The following is an 18,496-nucleotide window of genomic DNA, read 5'->3' as shown; positions in this document are numbered from 1 at the left end:
AATCACAGCAGTGCTCTGCCTGCCCCCAACGCAGAAACACGGGCAGCAAGCGACCGAGGAGTAAGACAGGTGAGAGATTTTTCCGAACTAGAGTTAGATGGCGAACTGCTACAGGCGATTGAAGACATGGGCTTTTCCCGTCCGACCGTTGTACAGGCAGAAGCTATCCCTCATGCCCTGGATGGCCGTGACGTTCTGGCTTCCGCCCCGACGGGTACCGGAAAAACTGCAGCCTTTGTGCTGCCCATGATTCAGCACCTGCTGGACTTCCCACGACGTAAACCGGGACCAGCCCGGGTTCTGATCCTGACACCAACCCGTGAACTGGCCATTCAGGTCGCCGATCAGGCCAAAGCACTGGCTGCGCACACTGATTTGAAGATCTTCACCATTACCGGCGGGATCTCTTACGACGATCACGCAGAGTATCTGGGTAAAACCCAGGACATCGTGGTCGCCACACCGGGTCGGCTGATGGAATACATCGAAGGCGAGAAATTCGATTGCCGCGCCATTGAATGTCTCATCCTGGATGAAGCCGACCGCATGCTGGACATGGGTTTCGGCGCGGTCGTGAAACGTGTCCATGAAGAATGCCGCTGGCGCCGCCAGAGCCTGTTGTTCTCGGCAACCCTGGAAGGCAAAGGCGTTCGTGAATTTTCCCGTACCATTCTCAATGAGCCGGTTGAAGTCAACGCCGAGCCGCCTCGCCGTGAGCGCAAGAAGATCCACCAAGTCTACCATCGCTGTGACGACATGACGCACAAGCTGGCACTGCTGGAAAATATCCTGAAAGAACAGGCTGAGCGCAGTATCATTTTTGTCAAAACCCGTGAACGTCTGGCGGAGCTGCGCGATAAGCTGGCAGCCATGCAAGTGCCTTGCTGCTGGATTCAAGGCGAAATGGCACAAGCCAGCCGCAACAACACCATCCGTCGTTTCAGTGAAGGGGAAGTCAACATCCTGATCGCCACCGATGTCGCGGCCCGCGGCATCGACCTGCCGGATGTCAGCCACGTGATTAACTTCGACATGCCACGCACTGCCGATGTGTACCTGCACCGTATCGGCCGAACGGCCCGCGCTGGGAAGAAAGGCACTGCCATCTCCCTGGTTGAGGCGCATGATCAGGCGATGATCGAGCGAGTCAGCCGTTACATGAAAGAAGAAGTGCCGGAGCGGTTCATTGAGGGCATGCGTCCGAAAAACAAAAAGCCGTCCACGGTGAAGAAAAAGAAAAAAACCAAAGACAGCAAAAAAGCAGGCGCCAAAAAGAAAACGGCGAAAAATAAATCTGCGAAGTAAGCTATCCTGACGACAAAATCAACAAAAAGGGCCGGATGAATCATCCGGCCCTTTTTATCATCTTCTTGTCTTGGCGATAACTTATTGTTCTTCGCGCTTGAAGACCAGTTCTTTATCCGTCGACTCTTCTGGCGAGAAATAATAGCCGGCGACGTCAAATTTTTTCAGCTGTTCCACCGATGTCAGACGATGATCAATCATGTAACGCGCCATCATGCCGCGTGCCTTTTTGGCAAAGAAACTGATGACCTTGTACTGTCCGTTCTTACAGTCCTTAAAGACCGGGGTGACCACCTTGCCTTTGAGTGATTTCGGCTTCACCGCTTTGAAGTATTCATTCGATGCCAGATTGATCAGAATGTCATCCCCCTGCTCAGCCAATGCTGTATTCAGTTTCTCGGTGATGATGTTATCCCAGAACTGGTACAGGTTCGTACCGCGGCCATTGGCCAGCTTCGTCCCCATTTCCAGCCGGTATGGCTGCATCAGATCCAGCGGGCGCAACAGACCATACAGGCCAGACAGCATCCGCAAATGTTGCTGTGCAAAAGCAAAGTCCGCGGCGTCCATGCTTTCAGCTTCCAACCCGGTGTAGACATCCCCTTTAAATGCCAGAATCGCCTGTCGGGAATTGGCCGGGGTAAAATCTGGCTGCCATTCGGCAAAGCGGGCTGCATTCAGGCCAGCGATCTTGTCACTCACCTTCATCAGACTGGCAATGTCCATCGGGGTCAGCGTCCTGCAAACCTCGATCAACTCCGCTGAGTGATCCAAGAGTTCAGGCTGAGTATAAGTTTCTGTCGCCAAAGGCGATTCATAATCCAGCGTTTTCGCAGGCGAGACCACAATCAGCATTTTTTCGATTTCCTATGCGTTAAACTGCCTCAAAGAGTATCATTTCGACATGAAAAAACCACGTAGAACCCACGTGGTTTTTACTTTCTCAGTCATCGGCCAGACCTATCGTTCCGGTGAACGCGTCCAGATTTCTTCATCTAACTGGGCATGTAACTCGGGATACTGACGGCTATCGAAGGTCGGCAGCTTACCCAGTGAAAGCTGAGTGTTATAGTCTCTGGCTAGCTTCACCACAGTGCCCGACATCAGCACAATCGCAATCAGGTTAATAATGGCCATCATCCCCATCGAGATATCGGCCATCGTCCACACCGTCGGCAGTTCAGCCAGCGCCCCGAACATCACCATCCCCAGCACCACCAGACGGAAAATGGCCAGACCAGCCTTATGATTGTGCTCCAGAAAGATCAGATTGGTTTCCGCATACGAGTAATTGGCCACCAGCGAAGTGAAAGCAAATAAAAAGATGGCGATAGCGATGAAGACTTCCCCCCAGTCACCCACCTGAGAAGACAGCGCCCGCTGTGTCAGTTCGATGCCGGTGACTTCACTGTGGGGAACATATTCACCCGACATGAGGATAATCGCGACCGTCGCACTACAAATCACAATGGTATCGGTAAAGACCCCCAGCATCTGAACATACCCCTGAGATGCCGGATGAGGCGGATAAGGCGTGGCCGATGCTGCCGCATTCGGCGCTGAACCCATTCCGGCTTCATTCGAAAACAGACCGCGTTTGAGACCGTTGATCATCCCCTGCGCAATGGTATAACCCAAAGCCCCTGAAGCGGCTTCTTCCAGACCGAATGCGCTGCGGAAGATCAGTGCCAGCACCGACGGCACCTGTTCAATATTCATCGCCACCACGACCAGTGCCAGCGTCAGATAACAAATCGCCATCGCCGGCACCAGAATTTCAGCCGTCCTGGCGATGGTACGCATCCCGCCAAAAATGATAAATCCGGTCAGCGCGACCAGCACCATCCCGACCACGAGTGGCTGCCAGCCAAAAGCCACGTTCATTGCTTTGGCAATCGAGTTCGCCTGCACGGCATTAAAAACCAGTCCAAAGGCAATGATCAGGAAGATCGAGAAGACCACGCCCATCCAGCGCATGCCAAGCCCTTTCTCCATATAGTAGGCCGGGCCACCGCGATAGTTACCTTCGTCGTCACGGGTTTTATACAGCTGAGCCAAGGCGCTTTCCGCAAAGGCCGTTGCCATGCCCAGCATCGCAATCAACCACATCCAGAAAATAGCCCCGGGTCCACCGAGCGTCAGTGCAACCGCCACACCAGCCATATTCCCGGTCCCAACCCGGGCTGCCAGGCTGGTACACAGCGCCTGAAATGAAGAAATCCCTGCCGCATCTGACTTACGGCTGTTTTTCATCACTTGAAACATGTGCCGAAAATGACGGAACTGGATAAATCCCAGCCGATAGGTAAAAAAGAGCCCGACCCCGATCAGCAGATAAATCAGGACAGATCCCCACAGCAGATCATTCAGGAAATTTAGCTGACTTGTCACTTCAACCCCTTAGCGTATTCATCGCCCGGCTTCACACACCACCCGGCATTTCGAGTCGGTCTGTATTCATTCAACGTCATCACTTTCTACATCACTTTGACAGTATAGGCTGTTCTCAAACCAGAAAACCTTTGCTGGCCCCCTGAAAACAGTTCAATCCGGACATTCCGGCCAGTCCAGCTCCGCACTGATGAAAACCTGAGCGATAATGATGAGTTAGTTCTCAAAAATCAATGGTGTCCATGAAAAAGTGAGGGTTTGATGGCGCTGGCCGCCACTGGACAAACCATTGCCCAATTGATGACGTGTGAAGGAGTTTCACAAATAAGTAACAAATGCGAAATGGTTCAATTTTATTCTATGCCTGATTGTGATATTTAACTGATGACCAAGGGGCAAAATGCTCCCTATATCTGAGCAATACTCAGGATTGAGCGAGGTGCACTATGGATAGCTTCGGATTTGACCAAATACTTGAAAGCGATTTACCCCGTCGTAACTCACGCAGTAAGCCAGTCAAACGAAAATGGCGGGAAATTGAAGCACTGAAAGATAAACAGCGCCTGAAAAAGGAACTTCAGGAAATCGATATCTTACATGAATTCACCGACGAGGTGGACATCTGAACCAAGCTGAGTCATACGCCAGATAACAATCAGCACCGGCACCCAGCCGGTGCTTTTTCAGGAAATCATGAAAAGAATGAATTGACGCGTCCGGCTACTCTTCCGGCTCCAAACGGCGAGCCAGTTCCCGATATTGAGCCGACACTTCTTGCCCAAACAGCGGGTCATTCAGGCAATCCCGGTACGCATGTTCCACAGCGGCCCAGTCGGCAGGTGTGAAGCGCTTACGAATCGCCGGAAACACCTGTTTCTCTTCCATCTCCAAATGCTGTTTCTGCCGGTCAACAAACACATTCAGCTTTTCGGCAAACACATCCAGCGGAATCACGGCATCCATCAGAATCATATCGACGGTTTCCGCAAACTCTGCGGTCAGCTCGGCCAGTTCCTGATGTTCCGCCTCCAGATCTAAAATGCGCTGTTCGTTCCCGTAGTGTTTGATGTAGTAATGATAAATCACATCCTCTTTCGGATGATGGTAGTGCTCAGCCTGATTCTGCAGATAAGTCACAATGTCGCGAATCAGTTGATAATTCACTTCATGACCTTCCCTGATTGCAGTCAGTTTAGTGCGTAACAACCTGAGCAGACGGTTAATATAACCATGTTCGGTGTGAATACTGTCCAATAGCATTTCGACCTCCCGGGCACTAACTTTCCAGCTTTAAGTGTAAACCGGGCTGCCGAAATGGGTTTGATCCAGATTAGGTTGGCTCAGATTTGTGCAGGTATTTGCCAGTCAATCTCACTTTTATGCATTTTTCTCAACCATTGATTCGCCTGAGAAAAGTGGCGGCAACCAAAAAAGCCCCGATAAGCAGACAAAGGTGACGGATGTGCCGCTTCAAGCACGCAATGCTTGTCCCGGTCGATATGCTTCCCTTTTTTCTGCGCATGCGCGCCCCAGAGCAGGAACACCAGTCCCTCACGATGCTGGTTCAGGCTGGCAATCACCTGATCGGTAAAGGTTTCCCAGCCAAATTTACTGTGAGAATGAGCCTTTCCCTGCTCAACGGTCAGCACCGTATTCAGCAACAGAACCCCCTGCTCAGCCCAGTGTTGCAAATAACCATGTTCCGGAATGACAAAACCTTCGATGTCTGTCGCCAGTTCTTTATACATATTGGCCAGCGAAGGGGGCACCTTCACGCCGGGCTGCACAGAAAAACTCAGGCCGTGTGCCTGACCGGGGCCGTGATACGGATCCTGTCCCAGAATCACCACCTTCACCTGCTCAAAAGGAGTGACATCAAAAGCACTGAACACAGACACTTCCGGTGGATAAATTGCTTTTCCTGCTGCCCTTTCTTCGGCAACCCGGCTCTCTGCCTGTTGAAGATAGGCTTGCTGACGTTCCTGTTGTAAGAGTTGCGCCCAGTCGAATGGGGCTGAAATGGATGTTTCCGGGGCAGACATGTCGGCTCCTGCAGCTTGTCTCAGTCAATGAGCCGACATTCTACCTGAATCTTGCGATGTGGCTATTCAGGAAATCAAGATGCCGTTTTCGGACGACTGATCGGCCCGACCGGTGTTCGCCAGTGACCTCTGCCCTGAATCGGACGGTTCGCCTGGGGTAAACGGGCGCAATAATGCACACGGGTTGCAGTCGCAGGGATCGTGGTCGCTCTCATATGGGTTTCCTCACAATTCAGGTCTGAACTAGACAATGAAAGAACAATGCCAACTTTTCTCGCCTGACAAACGACCTGTCTCAAACAACGATTTCGCGGCATTTCACTGTTTATTAAGCGACCACTCAGTTGTGTGATTTATATGCACCGCCCCATGATCGAGCAATTTTGTACATCTTTCGTGCAAGTCAGACCACTCAGGGACGAAAGCCCATTGATGCAGATCAATTGCCCGGTGTCACAACGCGGTAGGATGCCATAGAGGGCAGACCGCAGTGTCTGGCCTGACATCCATTCATTGTTGATCGAACACACTCAAGGAGCTGCCATGATCAAAGGCATTCAAATCACCCAATCGGCCAACCCACACTTGCTGAATTCGATCTGGCTGCTGGATACAGACAACGGCACAGCCCGTTGCCTGTGTGCTGCAGAAGGCTTCAGCGCCGAACAGGAGGTTCCTGCGGCTGAACTGGGCGAGTTTGAATACCGTGAGCTGCCGGTTGAACAGGCGCCACGGATTGAAGGGGGTCAGCACCTGAACGTCAATGTGCTCAAGCGTGAAACGCTGGAAGATGCCGTCGCACATCCGGAGAAGTACCCGCAACTGACCATTCGCGTGTCTGGCTATGCGGTACGTTTCAACTCGCTGACGCCAGAGCAGCAGCGTGATGTGATTGCCCGTACTTTTACAGACACACTGTAAGGTTCAGGCAAATAAAAAGCGCAACAAAAACGCCGCAGGGTTCATCGCTGCGGCGTTTTATTTTTATGTGAAAGTCAGCCCGAATCAGGCTTTTTTCACAAACTCAGATTTCAGCATCATGGCACCGATACCATCGATTTTACAATCGATGTTGTGGTCACCGTCTACCAGACGGTTAATCTTCACTTTAGTGCCGACTTTCGCAACCGAAGAAGAACCTTTCACTTTCAGGTCTTTAATCAGGGTCACAAAATCACCTTCCTGCAGGACATTGCCGTTCGAATCTTTCACGACCAGCGCATCCGGATCTTCTGCGACTTCACCCTGAATCCACTCATGGCCACATTCAGGACAGATCAGCATCGACTGATCTTCATAGACATAAGACGAATTGCACTCTGGGCAAGGAGGTAAGGTATCACTCATGCTCAACGGTCTCTCTTTTATAAAAGTATCAACTTAAGGATATTCGCCCAGCGCGGTCTTGCCAATGCTGGATGATATTGCCACCACATTATAATGTAATTATCATTTAATTATCACTCCATTTACGCTTCGGGTCGGACATGATTGCGGTAAAAGAGGCTTATCAGGCGGGTTTGTTCCAGCGCCAACACTGGGTCAGAAACATCATTTCAGGCGTCATCGTCGGGATTGTAGCCCTGCCGCTGGCCATGGCATTTGCCATTGCATCAGGTGCCAAACCTGAGCAGGGACTATACACGGCGATCGTTGCCGGATTTTTCGTCTCCGCACTCGGGGGCAGCCGAGTGCAGATTGCCGGACCAACCGGTGCATTCATCGTCGTGCTGTCTGGGATCACCGCCCAGTACGGTATCTCGGGATTGCAGGTCGCAACACTGATGGCAGGCGTGATGCTGCTTTTTCTCGGCCTGACAAAGCTGGGCACGATCATCCGGTTTATTCCGGCTCCAGTCATCACAGGTTTCACCGCCGGGATTGGTGTCGTGATCTGGGTTGGCCAGTGGCAATATTTCTTCGGGCTGCCCGATATCAGTGGGCAGCATTTCCACAACAAGTTGTATCAGTTACTGCAGATTTTGCCTGATTTTCATGGGATGACGACCCTGCTTGCTGTGACCGCACTTTTACTCACGCTGTTTTCTCCAAAGTTACCGGGCATGAGGCGGATACCAGGGCCACTGGTTGCCCTGCTAATCGTCACGCTGTTACAGTCGATCTTCCAGTTCAGCGGTGTTGCCACCATTGGCAGTCAGTTCGGCGGAATCCCACAAGGATTGCCTGAATTCGCCCTGCCATCGACCCGCCTGGAACAGGTGATTGAACTGATCGGCCCGGCATTTACGATTGCGATGCTGGGTGCCATTGAATCTTTGCTTTCCGCAGTCGTCGCCGACGGAATGACCAATACACGCCATGACGCCAATCAGGAACTGGTCGGCCAGGGTATTGCCAATATTGCAGCGCCTTTATTCGGTGGGTTTGCCGCAACCGGGGCAATTGCCCGAACCGCCACCAATATCCGAAATGGCGGCACCAGCCCACTGGCAGGCATAGTGCATTCACTAACGCTGGTGCTGATCCTGCTGGCGCTGGCACCGCTGGCCAGTTACATCCCCCTGGCTGCGCTGGCGGCCATCCTCTTCGTCGTCGCGTGGAACATGAGCGAAGCCCATCATTTTGTTCAGATGATTCGCCGGGCGCCGACAGCCGATGTCGTCATTTTGCTGATCACTTTCCTGCTCACCGTCTTTGCCGATCTGGTCGTCGCCGTCAACATAGGGGTCTTACTGGCAACCTTCCATTTCCTGCGGCGCATGGCCAGCAGCGTTGAAGTCAAAGAAGCGACTCATCAGGAATTGCATCATGAAATCACCCAGCAAGGGATGATGGAACTCCCCCCAGGAGTGCTGGTATTTACCGTCGACGGGCCATTTTTCTTCGGCGCAGTCGATCAGTTCGAACGGATTCTGGCAAACACACATACCGATCCAGACACAGTCATTATTCGTCTGAAATGGGTGCCTTTTATCGATATGACCGGCTTAAAGACATTGGCGTCTGTGATCGGTAACCTGCAAAAACGCGGAATAACTGTCTTGATCTCCAACGCAAATGCGCGGGTCTCGGCCAAACTGCGTAAGGCAGGTGTAATTGAACTGATTGGTGAGCAATGCTACTGCGCCACACTCCAGGATGCCTTGAGTGCAGCCATCTCTCATGACAGCAGCACTCAACCAAATTTACCTGCGCAACAGATGGCAACAAAACACCGTCGGGAAGACAAAGCAACAGATGCTTGAATCAGAGTCAGTTCAGCAAGGAATTACTTCACCTGAGGGTTCTTGGGGGTATCGTCAGTCAGATAAGTGACATCATGTTTTTCCAGATACTCACGGATCAGCTGGCGGACCACCTGAGAAGGGGTGAGATCCTGAGAAGCGCATAATTTCTCAAATGCCTGCTTTTTTCTAGGGTCCATTAATACCGTAAAACGGGCCGTTTTGCTTTCCACAGTCGGTTACTCTTCGTCAGGTGATGATAATCAAATTATAATCAAATCTCCTGACCGAAGAAACGCTGAAGGGCCAACGTGTCCGTCTTTCTGCTGCGTTTTCTGCCCTGCCTTAAGACAAACTTCTCATTTTTTCAAACTCAGCGCAGATAAACAAAGCGCATATTTCCAACACCTATTTTTATAAGTAACCGTCAGATTTGCTGACGGCAGGGAAGATCGACCTCAGGGAGGTGAGAATCCATAAAAACAACGACAGTTGGAGTCAACCATGAATCAACAGCGTCCCTTTGTCTTAATGGCTGCATTATGCACGCTGGCTGTCCCACTGACAGCTCATGCTGCCGAACAAGCCTGTGTTTCCTTGCTCGTCGGTGCTGGCTATGCGGCAAAAATGAGAATTGTCTCGGGCAGCTTCAGTACTGACTGGACTTCCTCTTACCCCATTGGCAAAACCAAGTGTCAGAGCCTCAGTGAAGTCCCCATCGGAAACACCTATACCGTTCAGGTGAAAGCCATTCTGGGGAAAACCAAAGACTGCACCCCCAGCATTAAACACAGTGCCGGTCAGGGCTCAATCACCTTCCAGGCCTGGGGCACTACGCTCAATGTACACTGTGAAATGCCAACCAGTGATGCCGCCTATCAGGCAGAGCTGGGCTTTGAACCCAATGCTGAGGGCATCAAAGCCAAGGAAAATTTAGATCAGGAAGTCATGAACTGATGCTGCAGGAAAAATATGGCATCTAAACCAACGCCGCAGTTTTCATCACTGCGGCGCTGATTGACACGTTTAGCTTTGCTTGCCGATCCACATCTCATGATGACATCAGCAACATTTCGGGTGGTGTTGATTAAGGATAATCATCCAGTTCATGAAAAGGGAGATCGCATGGGTAAAACAGGTTAAACACCGGTTGCTCAATTTTCTCAGCAAATCCCAGCAAAATCGGCCCATATTTTTCCAGCCCGGACGTGCCGGCCTCAATTTGCTCATATTCTTCCAGGGTCATCAATGCCTGTTCGTCCCTGTCCTTCATGTATTGATTCACACCCTCAATCACATCTTGTTTACTGGTTTCATTCTTTTCCCGATATGCACGAATCAGTGAACCGGCCTGACCCTCTCGCTTATCTAGATATCTTCCGGTCTCAGTCACCAGCTTGGCCGATGGTGTTTCCAGTTGAATAGCGATATGAGCCAGTACACCTCCCCAACGCTCCGCAGGGCTGTTTCCGGCCTCAATCTCTTGATAGACACTCTCAGGCAAGCCTAAGTGCTGACTCATCTCTGCGAGAGATACCCCTTTCCTCTCCCGCTCTTTCTTTAAGACTTCACCTTGTTTCATTCCGTTTCCTCAATCAGCCAACTTATAAAACGAGCCAGATTCTGTGCTCTGGTTGAACTCGCCCATAAAACTTAGCTCACACATAGAAGGCAGACAAAAAACAAGACACAGCAATATGAATAATCAGACAAAACAGGACGTATGGATGATCAGCGCTGCGTTTGAAAAAGAAAATTGTGCGACACAGATACAAAAAAGCCCCAACACGGGGCTTTCATCATAACCTGTCAACACAACAACGAGTTTATGCGGACTGCACTGCGCGCAGCACCACTTTCAGTTGCTCAAAATCGTTATCCCGCTCTTCAGACAGCAGTTCCATCGCGCCATGCTTGGCCAGCGGTGCCGGCAGATCGATTTCTTTCTCAAGAATCTCTTCCACCACTTCCTTAAACTTGGCCGGATGCGCAGTACACAGGAACAGACCCGTTTCACCGGCTTGTAACTGCTCATTCAGCACACGGTAAGCAATCGCACCATGCGGCTCGCACAGGTAGCCTTCAGCATCCATCTGACGCAGGGTTTCTGCACTCTGCTCATCAGTCACTGCGCCGTAGCCCAGTTCACTCAGGCCCCAGCCCAGCTTCTGACACAGTTCTTCGATGCGTGGCCAGTTGTTTGGCTGACTGACATCCATGGCGTTCGAAATGGTTGGAATGGTCGCTTTCGGCTCCCACTGGCCGCTTTGCAGATAACGGGGCACAGTATCATTCACATTGGTTGCCGCAATGAAACGTTTCACTGGCAGACCCAGCGCTTTCGCCAGCAGACCCGCCGTCAGGTTGCCGAAGTTACCGCTTGGCACCGAAACCACCAGATTGCCACGGGCTTCTTTCGGCAGCTGTGCCACCGCTTCAAAGTAATAACAAATCTGTGCCATCAGGCGGCTGATATTGATCGAATTCGCAGAGTTCAGGCCGACGTCCTGACGCAACTCAGCATCATCAAACGCCTGCTTCACCAGCGACTGGCAGTCATCAAAGGTGCCGTTCACTGCCACGGTATGAATATTGCCGCCCAGAGTACAGAACAGTTTTTCCTGTAGCGGACTGATCTTGCCTTTCGGATACAGGATCACCACCTTGATGTTATCCATGCCATAGAAAGCATGCGCGACAGCTGCACCGGTATCTCCTGAAGTTGCCGTCAGAATGGTGATCTTGCCGTTGGCCTCAGACACCGCAGCCAGCGACTGAGCCATAAAGCGGCCGCCGAAATCTTTAAAGGCCAGCGTCGGGCCGTGGAAAAGTTCCAGCGCATAAACGCCATCCTTTACCTGAGCCACAGGAGCCGGGAACTGAAAGGCATGACTCACCATCTGCTGTACGGTGTCTGCCGACAGTTCTTCACCGATGAATGCGGACAAAATCCGGCTGCTGCGGGTCACAAAATCCTGAGCCAGCAAGGCGTCAATGTCGCCTAAATCCGGCAGTTCCGCAGGAAAAAACAGCCCTTGATTTCGGCCCAGCCCCTGACGTACCGCCTGAGCAAAAGATACTTCTTCCTGATGATCTTTTAAGTTATACAGCTTCATGGTTAATACTCACTTCCTATTTCTGTTGAACCCTGGCTGTCGAGACGACAGACATGGACGAATCCTTCATCATTCTGGACATAATGCTGCTGTAACCAGCGAGCGATCCGCTCCGCGACAGCCAGATCATCACAGAGACTGAACATGGTCGGGCCAGACCCTGAAATCCCGCTCGCCAGCGCGCCGGCTTCCAACGCATACTGACGGGCTTCTTTAAAGCCGGGTAGCAGGCTTTCACGGTAAGGTTCAGCCACAACATCTTTAATCATTTTCGCGGCCAGAGCCGGCTGCTGACTGTGGCAGGCATGCACGAACCCACCCAGATAACGACCGTGGGCAATCACATCCTGACGACGATACTGTGCTGGCAAAATCGCACGCGCTTCTGCAGTAGACACTTTGATGCCCGGATAAGCCATCACCCAATACCAGTTTTCAAAGCATGGAACGGACTGGCTGATGATACCCAGTTCCTCGACCATGAATTGCAGCCCGCCCAGATAGCAAGGCGCGACATTGTCATAGTGCACCCCACCGGAAATGTGCCCTTCCATCTCGCCCATCAGTGCCAGCAGCTCAGTCTCATTCAGGGGATTCTCATGAAAACGGTTCAGCGCATCCAGCGCGGCGACGATTGAGCAGGCGCTGGAACCCAGCCCGGAACCAATCGGCATATTTTTCTCCAGGGTCATCGACACCGGTTTCAGAGCAATGCCTTTTTTATCCAGCTCACGGGCAAACACCTGCCAGCAGTGATAAACAATATTCTGCTCAGGCTCGGCCGGCAGTTTCGCAACAAAGTCTCCCTCGCAGCGCAGCGCAAACGGCTCACTGCCAGACGACACGGTGACTTTGTCTCCCAGTAGGGTGCCATCGATGGGCGACACTGCCGCCCCTAATACATCAAAACCCACACTGACATTGCCAATTGATGCCGGTGCATAAACAGTCACATTCATCCTTACACTCCCAGTTTCCAGCCGACGGTACGCATCAAATCAGCGAATATACCGGCAGCTGTGACTTCAGTACCGGCACCATATCCGCGCAGTACCAGAGGAATGGGTTGATAGTAACGGCTATAGAAAGCCAATGCATTCTCGCCGTCCTTAATTTTGAACATCGGGTTGTCCTGATCGACAGCAGCCACTTTCACCGTGCACTTTCCGTTGTCGATTTCACCGATGTAACGCAGGACTTTGCCTTCATCGGCCGCCTTCGTGACCAAATCACTGAAATAAGCATCCGCTTCCGGCAGACGTTGCATAAAGGTTTCGACATCCCCACTCTGGTCAAAGCCGGGTGGTAATGCAGGCTCAACCACGACATCATCCAGTTCAAGGACATAACCGGCTTCACGGGCAAGGATCAATAACTTACGGGCAACATCCATCCCGGACAGATCATCCCGGGGATCAGGCTCCGTAAAGCCATTATTGCGGGCAACGGTCGTGGCTTCACTCAGGCTCATGCCTTCGTCCAGTTTCCCAAAAATGAAAGACAGCGAGCCAGACAGAATACCGGCAAAACGCTCCAGCTCATCCCCCGCAGCCATCAGATTCTGCAAGTTCTCAATCACAGGCAGACCGGCACCCACGGTCGTGTCATACATAAACTTACGGCGGGTCACCCGTGCGGCCTGACGCAGCTGATGGTAATACGCCATACTGGCAGTATTCGCTTTCTTGTTTGGCGTGATCACATGGAACCCGGCAGCCAGGAAGTCCACATACTGCTCTGCAATGGCTTGCGCCGAGGTACAGTCAATGATCACAGGGTTGATGATGTGATGACGCTGCACCAGTTGGATCAGACTGGCCAGGTTAAAGGGTTCTGTTGCCTGTCCCATCGCATCACGCCAGTTCTCCAGCGGCAGGCCGTTATTATCCAGCAACATGCCATGACTGTTTGCCAGACCGCAGACCCGAATCACGATGCCATTTTCCGCCAGTTTTTCCTGCTGACGCTGAATCTGATCAACCAATTCACCGCCCACACCGCCGACACCCACCACAAACACATCCAGAAAGTGTTTACTGTTGAACAGGTTCTCGTGACAGGCTTTCACCGCTTCAGAGATTTTATTGGCCGGGATCACGGCTGAAATCGCACGCTCAGAAGACCCCTGAGCAATGGCGACAATATTCACGTTCACTTCCGCCAGCGAGGTAAAGAAGCAGGATGCGACGCCACGGGAGGTACGCATGCCGTCACCCACCAGCGTGACAATCGCTGAGTCATCCACAAACTCTACCGGTTCCAGCAGACCTTCTTTCAGCTCCAGTTCGAAATTGTTACGCAGTGCTTGCTCAGCAACGTGCCTGTCCTCGCTCTCAATACAGAAACTGATGCTGTATTCAGAAGAAGACTGTGTGATCAACACAATGGAGACACCAGCCGCAGACATCGCACCGAAAACCCGGGCTGCCATACCGACCATGCCTTTCATACCCGGACCAGATACGTTAACCATGGTCAGGTTTTTCAGGGTCGTGATCCCTTTGATCGCCAGATTATCTTCACCGGTATCCTGACCAATCAAGGTGCCGGCACCTTGCGGATTAAAACTGTTTTTTATCAGGCAGGGAATGTGGAACTGCGCGATCGGAGCAATTGTTTTCGGGTGGAGTACGGAAGCACCAAAGTAAGAGAGTTCCATCGCTTCCTGATAACTCAGAGATTTCAGCAGACGGGCATCCGGCACCAGTCTTGGATCGCAGTTATAAACCCCGTCTACATCAGTCCAGATTTCACAGCATTCGGCACGCAAACAGGCTGCCAGAACCGCCGCAGAGTAATCCGAACCATTTCGGCCCAGAATCACCAATTCTCCCTTCGCATTTCCTGCGGTAAAACCCGGCATGATATGCACCACACCCTCAGCCAGCGGCTGGCGGCGGAAATTCTCGGTGGATGCCTCAATGTCCACATGGCCTTCAAGATAATCGCCATGTGCCAGCAGTGAAGCCACAGGGTCTATCAGGTCAGCCGCATAACCTTTCGCTTCCAGTACGGACTTCATTGCCACGATCGACAGCCGTTCACCTTTACTGATGACACGGGCATAGACATTGTCCGGACACTGGCCCAATAACTTCATCCCATGAACCAGTTGTTTCAGCTGTCCCAGCGTACTGGCCAGCTTGGCATCCACAGCGGTTCGGTCAAAAGCTGGCAACTGTTCCTGAATACTGTCAAACAAACCGGTAAATGTTTGCTCGAAATCACTGAGCTGTAATTCAGCATCACCAGTCATCACCGTCGTTTCAATCACAGAAACCAGTTTATTGGTAATTTTTCCCGGCGCTGACAGAACGACAGCCACCTCGCCCTGATGGGTATTACTGGCGATGATATCCGCCGCTCTGAGAAACCGGTCGGCGTCCGCTAACGATGAGCCGCCAAATTTAAGCACTCGCATTCCCTACTCCACTTCCGTTAATTTGAACTGTCTGGCAAGTTTATCCGGTCTTGTTATTTTTTACTGGAAAAACATACCGTTAAATTCATGGTAAAAAAAAGCCCGCACTCTGAAGTGCGGGCTTTTTTTTGAAAATCTTACGCGTATCAGCCCGCCCCAACACTGGTTGTGCCGGTAATCGTAATAATGGTGGTGCCGATAAGATTCATTGCCATGATTTTTAGTTGAACTGCTAATGTTGTGTGCGTGTTATTTACGTTTACCCGATCCATTGCATCGAGTCAACACTCAACAGTGATTTATTTTTTCATTCATTGAAATATAGCTTTTCCGTCTGAAAAACGATGCGCTTCAACAGAAGTCCATGCTGTTATGAACAAACAAGGAACGATGCAGTATCCATTTTCCTTCCTGAAACAACTGTCAGTACCCAGGGTTAAAAACAGTCATCAGATGTCAGACAGGTATGATTGATATAAAAATTTTCCTAAATCGCATATCTGCAATTGCAGTTCACCCGCGGCCATAGCATAGTTAACCTGAAGTGCTGGTTTATTTTGCCTGTCTCTCAGGCAATCAAACGGCCATTCAAGCCCAATCAAGTTCTGGCCTACTGTGGTGAGACTTATTCAGCCTGAGCCAGAGAACCCCCGGGACAAGCAGGATCCGTCCCCGGGAAATGACAATCATAACAAACACTATTTCGGAGGGATCCGGCATGACAGCAGCAATGGAACAGCTGGTTGCGCATACCATACTCCAGGGTTTTGATGCGATGTACGGTCGTTTTCTGGATGTAACGGCCGGTGCTCAGGAAAGATTTGAAGATCAGGCCTGGATGTCGGTCCATCAGGCCCTGAAGCAACGGATCAATTTCTATGATCACCATGTCGAGCTGGTCAGCCGTCAAATCCAGATCATGCTCGGCAAACAATACGCCAATCGTGAGTTTTTAACTGCCGTCAAATCTTCCTATGAAGATTTACTATTGGACTATCCCCGGTATGACATTGCAGAAAGCTTTTTCAATTCAGTGTATTGCCGCATTTTCGAACACCGGGATATCAATCGTGACAAGCTCTTTGTCCACAGCTCACAGACGGGTCGTATTCCCCCTTATCCAACCACTCTGACCCGAATCTATCAGTCGCCAAATGGCGCACATTCCCTGTTTGAGCGAATGATGGATGAAACCCCGTTCACGCTGACATGGGAAGACAAAGCCCGTGACATCGAGCTGATAGTCCAGCGACTGGAACACGAATTTAGCCCGCAGACCATACAACAGGCCCGGCTGGAGCTGATCAGAGAGCCTTTCTACCGGAACAAAGCCGCCTATCTGATTGGCCGTTTGCTGCTGGCCGATGAAACGCAGATCCCACTGGTGTTTCCCGTACTGACAACCACGCAGCGCCAGATCTATATTGATGCCTGCCTGTGCCATGTCGACGATGTCAGCATTGTGTTCGGCTTCGCCCGTTCCTACTTCATGGTCTATGCCCCGGCACCGGCAGCGCTGGTCCGTTTTCTCAGTGAACTGCTGCCGAAGAAAACCCATGCTGAACTGTACACAGCCATCGGATGCCAGAAACACGGTAAAACAGAGCTGTACCGGGAATTTCTGCACCACCTGGAACACTCCGACGACAAGTTTGTGCTGGCACCCGGCATTAAAGGCATGGTGATGAGTGTTTTCACCCTCCCTTCTTACGGATTTGTGTTCAAAGTCATCAAAGACAAGTTCGCCCCGCAGAAAGAGATGAGCCGCGACACGGTGAAAGAAAAATACAAACTGGTGAAAGAGCACGACCGGGTTGGCCGGATGGCAGACACACAGGAATATCGCAATTTCAGCTTTGATCGTCACCGATTCAGCGACGAACTGCTGGAAGAACTGCAACATGTCGCGCCTTCAAGTCTCATCGTGACAGAGACCGAAGTGATGATTAAGCATCTCTATATTGAACGGCGGATGATTCCCTTTAACCTGTACATCGAGCAAGCCAACGATGACGATCTTCGTCATGCGGTTGACGAGTATGGCAAAGCCATCAAACAGCTGGCCGCCGCGAATATCTTTCCGGGTGATATGCTGTTCAAAAACTTCGGCGTCACCCGTCATAAGCGCGTGGTGTTCTACGACTACGATGAAATCAGTTACATGACCGAAGTGAACTTCCGTCGTATCCCGCCCCCTCGCTTTCCTGAAGATGAGCTGTCGGCGGAACCCTGGTACAGTGTCGGCATCAACGATGTATTCCCGGAAGAGTTTCGTACTTTCTTGCTGATTAATCCAAAGGTACGCGCCCTGTTCGATGAGCTGCACAGCGATCTCTTTGATCCCGCATACTGGCAGCGGCTTCAGCAGAACATTACACAGGGTCAGTTCGAGGATGTCTTCCCGTATCAGGAGCAACACAGACTGGTCAGAATTTGATCTTTCCCGCAATCTTTGCTGTAACTCGGAAAGCTTCGTCCGATCGCATGAATCCTTTCATCCTTCTGGCCTAGTATTAAAAGATTAAAAGGGGCTGACTACGGCCCCGAAGCGAGATGAATTTACAGGGATGATGGCGTATGAAACACGGGAGTATCATCTGTCTGCTCTTTCTGCTGGCCCAGCCAGCATTGGCTGCGGAGGCAGAACAAATCGACAAGCCAGCACCACTGTCGGGCTGGTTTCTTGATTCACAGTCCCGCAGCGCCGAACAGTTTGATCTCTGGCAGATCGACAGTGGCTACAGTTATGCCCTTTCCCCGTCCACCCAACTGTACATCAGTACACGGCTCAAAAGCGGAAATCAGAACCAGTCTGCTTCCCGCGGCCTGCTATCCGGTGTGCGATACAATTTCAGTCCGAAAATCAGCCTGCGCAGTGCCTTCACTTCAGAAAGAATCGAAGAAAATACCCGACTGGGTGTCGAACTCAGCAGTCAGTACGAGCTCAACAACAGGCTCAACCTGCACGCCACCATGGACTACGAATCCCTCGAACAGGTCTATCAGCTGGGGATCGGTTTCAGATTCTGAAAGTGA

18 protein-coding genes and 1 other annotated feature are annotated in these 18,496 nt (G+C 51.4%); of the genes, 7 read left to right on the top strand and 11 right to left on the bottom strand.

Going from position 1 to position 18,496, the window contains the following annotated elements; translation table 11 throughout:
• Positions 1–69 precede the first annotated feature (69 nt).
• Positions 70–1,305 carry an ATP-dependent RNA helicase SrmB gene (gene srmB, locus EA58_RS16350; protein WP_036755211.1) on the top strand — a complete coding sequence of 412 codons (1,236 nt, stop codon included), beginning with the start codon at positions 70–72 and terminating at the stop codon, positions 1,303–1,305.
• An 81-nt stretch (positions 1,306–1,386) separates the two neighbouring features.
• Here srmB and yaaA read toward each other — a convergent pair whose 3' ends face one another.
• Positions 1,387–2,160, bottom strand: coding sequence for a peroxide stress protein YaaA (gene yaaA / locus EA58_RS16345; protein WP_036755208.1), 774 nt, complete (start codon positions 2,158–2,160; stop codon positions 1,387–1,389).
• Positions 2,161–2,265: 105 nt separating this feature from the next.
• Positions 2,266–3,696 carry an alanine/glycine:cation symporter family protein gene (locus EA58_RS16340; RefSeq protein ID WP_036755205.1) on the bottom strand — a complete coding sequence of 477 codons (1,431 nt, stop codon included), beginning with the start codon at positions 3,694–3,696 and terminating at the stop codon, positions 2,266–2,268.
• A gap of 446 nt (positions 3,697–4,142) precedes the next feature.
• On the opposite strand from EA58_RS16340, the gene EA58_RS16335 reads away from it, so the two are divergent.
• Positions 4,143–4,322: a DUF3545 family protein gene (locus EA58_RS16335; protein ID WP_036755201.1), complete on the top strand. Its 180-nt coding sequence runs from the start codon at positions 4,143–4,145 to the stop codon at positions 4,320–4,322.
• A gap of 94 nt (positions 4,323–4,416) precedes the next feature.
• On the opposite strand, the gene EA58_RS16330 is transcribed toward EA58_RS16335, so the two are convergent.
• From EA58_RS16330 to EA58_RS21740, 3 genes are all read right to left on the bottom strand, one after another.
• Positions 4,417–4,956, bottom strand: a complete 540-nt coding sequence (locus EA58_RS16330) for a hemerythrin domain-containing protein (protein WP_036755198.1) — start codon at positions 4,954–4,956, stop codon at positions 4,417–4,419.
• 80 nt (positions 4,957–5,036) lie between these two features.
• Positions 5,037–5,738, bottom strand: coding sequence for a uracil-DNA glycosylase (ung, locus tag EA58_RS16325; RefSeq protein WP_051642159.1), 702 nt, complete (start codon positions 5,736–5,738; stop codon positions 5,037–5,039).
• 74 nt (positions 5,739–5,812) lie between these two features.
• Positions 5,813–5,953, bottom strand: a complete 141-nt coding sequence (locus EA58_RS21740) for a hypothetical protein (protein ID WP_161781070.1) — start codon at positions 5,951–5,953, stop codon at positions 5,813–5,815.
• Positions 5,954–6,281: 328 nt separating this feature from the next.
• Between EA58_RS21740 and grcA the strand changes: the two genes are divergently transcribed.
• Complete coding sequence (gene grcA / locus EA58_RS16320; protein ID WP_036755195.1) at positions 6,282–6,659, top strand: autonomous glycyl radical cofactor GrcA; 378 nt, start codon at positions 6,282–6,284, stop codon at positions 6,657–6,659.
• An 84-nt stretch (positions 6,660–6,743) separates the two neighbouring features.
• On the opposite strand, the gene EA58_RS16315 is transcribed toward grcA, so the two are convergent.
• Positions 6,744–7,085 carry a zinc ribbon domain-containing protein YjdM gene (locus tag EA58_RS16315; RefSeq protein WP_036755193.1) on the bottom strand — a complete coding sequence of 114 codons (342 nt, stop codon included), beginning with the start codon at positions 7,083–7,085 and terminating at the stop codon, positions 6,744–6,746.
• Between the two features lie 140 nt (positions 7,086–7,225).
• On the opposite strand from EA58_RS16315, the gene EA58_RS16310 reads away from it, so the two are divergent.
• Positions 7,226–8,944 carry a SulP family inorganic anion transporter gene (locus EA58_RS16310; protein WP_081819720.1) on the top strand — a complete coding sequence of 573 codons (1,719 nt, stop codon included), beginning with the start codon at positions 7,226–7,228 and terminating at the stop codon, positions 8,942–8,944.
• A gap of 23 nt (positions 8,945–8,967) precedes the next feature.
• Here the strand turns inward: EA58_RS16310 and EA58_RS16305 are convergent, their stop codons facing one another.
• The gene (locus tag EA58_RS16305) at positions 8,968–9,156 is read right to left on the bottom strand and encodes a ribbon-helix-helix domain-containing protein (RefSeq protein WP_036755192.1); all 189 of its coding nucleotides are present in this window, start codon (positions 9,154–9,156) and stop codon (positions 8,968–8,970) included.
• Between the two features lie 271 nt (positions 9,157–9,427).
• On the opposite strand from EA58_RS16305, the gene EA58_RS16300 reads away from it, so the two are divergent.
• A complete protein-coding gene (locus EA58_RS16300; RefSeq protein ID WP_036755189.1) occupies positions 9,428–9,880 on the top strand; it encodes a hypothetical protein in 453 nt (150 codons plus the stop codon).
• Between the two features lie 130 nt (positions 9,881–10,010).
• On the opposite strand, the gene EA58_RS16295 is transcribed toward EA58_RS16300, so the two are convergent.
• From EA58_RS16295 to thrA, 4 genes are all read right to left on the bottom strand, one after another.
• Positions 10,011–10,505, bottom strand: coding sequence for a helix-turn-helix domain-containing protein (locus EA58_RS16295; RefSeq protein ID WP_036755186.1), 495 nt, complete (start codon positions 10,503–10,505; stop codon positions 10,011–10,013).
• Positions 10,506–10,749: 244 nt separating this feature from the next.
• Positions 10,750–12,039 (bottom strand): threonine synthase, encoded by a 1,290-nt coding sequence (thrC, locus tag EA58_RS16290; RefSeq protein WP_036755184.1) that lies wholly within the window; start codon positions 12,037–12,039, stop codon positions 10,750–10,752.
• A 2-nt stretch (positions 12,040–12,041) separates the two neighbouring features.
• Positions 12,042–12,998, bottom strand: coding sequence for a homoserine kinase (thrB, locus tag EA58_RS16285; protein WP_036755181.1), 957 nt, complete (start codon positions 12,996–12,998; stop codon positions 12,042–12,044).
• 2 nt (positions 12,999–13,000) lie between these two features.
• Positions 13,001–15,460, bottom strand: a complete 2,460-nt coding sequence (thrA, locus tag EA58_RS16280) for a bifunctional aspartate kinase/homoserine dehydrogenase I (RefSeq protein ID WP_036755178.1) — start codon at positions 15,458–15,460, stop codon at positions 13,001–13,003.
• Between the two features lie 91 nt (positions 15,461–15,551).
• Positions 15,552–15,668, bottom strand: a sequence feature (Thr leader region).
• Positions 15,669–16,178: 510 nt separating this feature from the next.
• On the opposite strand from thrA, the gene aceK reads away from it, so the two are divergent.
• Both aceK and EA58_RS16270 read left to right on the top strand, forming a co-directional pair.
• Positions 16,179–17,897: a bifunctional isocitrate dehydrogenase kinase/phosphatase gene (gene aceK / locus EA58_RS16275; protein WP_036755176.1), complete on the top strand. Its 1,719-nt coding sequence runs from the start codon at positions 16,179–16,181 to the stop codon at positions 17,895–17,897.
• Between the two features lie 140 nt (positions 17,898–18,037).
• Positions 18,038–18,490 carry a hypothetical protein gene (locus EA58_RS16270; RefSeq protein ID WP_036755175.1) on the top strand — a complete coding sequence of 151 codons (453 nt, stop codon included), beginning with the start codon at positions 18,038–18,040 and terminating at the stop codon, positions 18,488–18,490.
• Positions 18,491–18,496 lie beyond the last annotated feature (6 nt).

It is taken from the genome of Photobacterium galatheae, from assembly GCF_000695255.1.
GTDB lineage: Bacteria > Pseudomonadota > Gammaproteobacteria > Enterobacterales > Vibrionaceae > Photobacterium > Photobacterium galatheae.
Note: the sequence above shows the minus strand (reverse complement) of the source record. Positions and strands in the feature narration are given on the sequence as shown.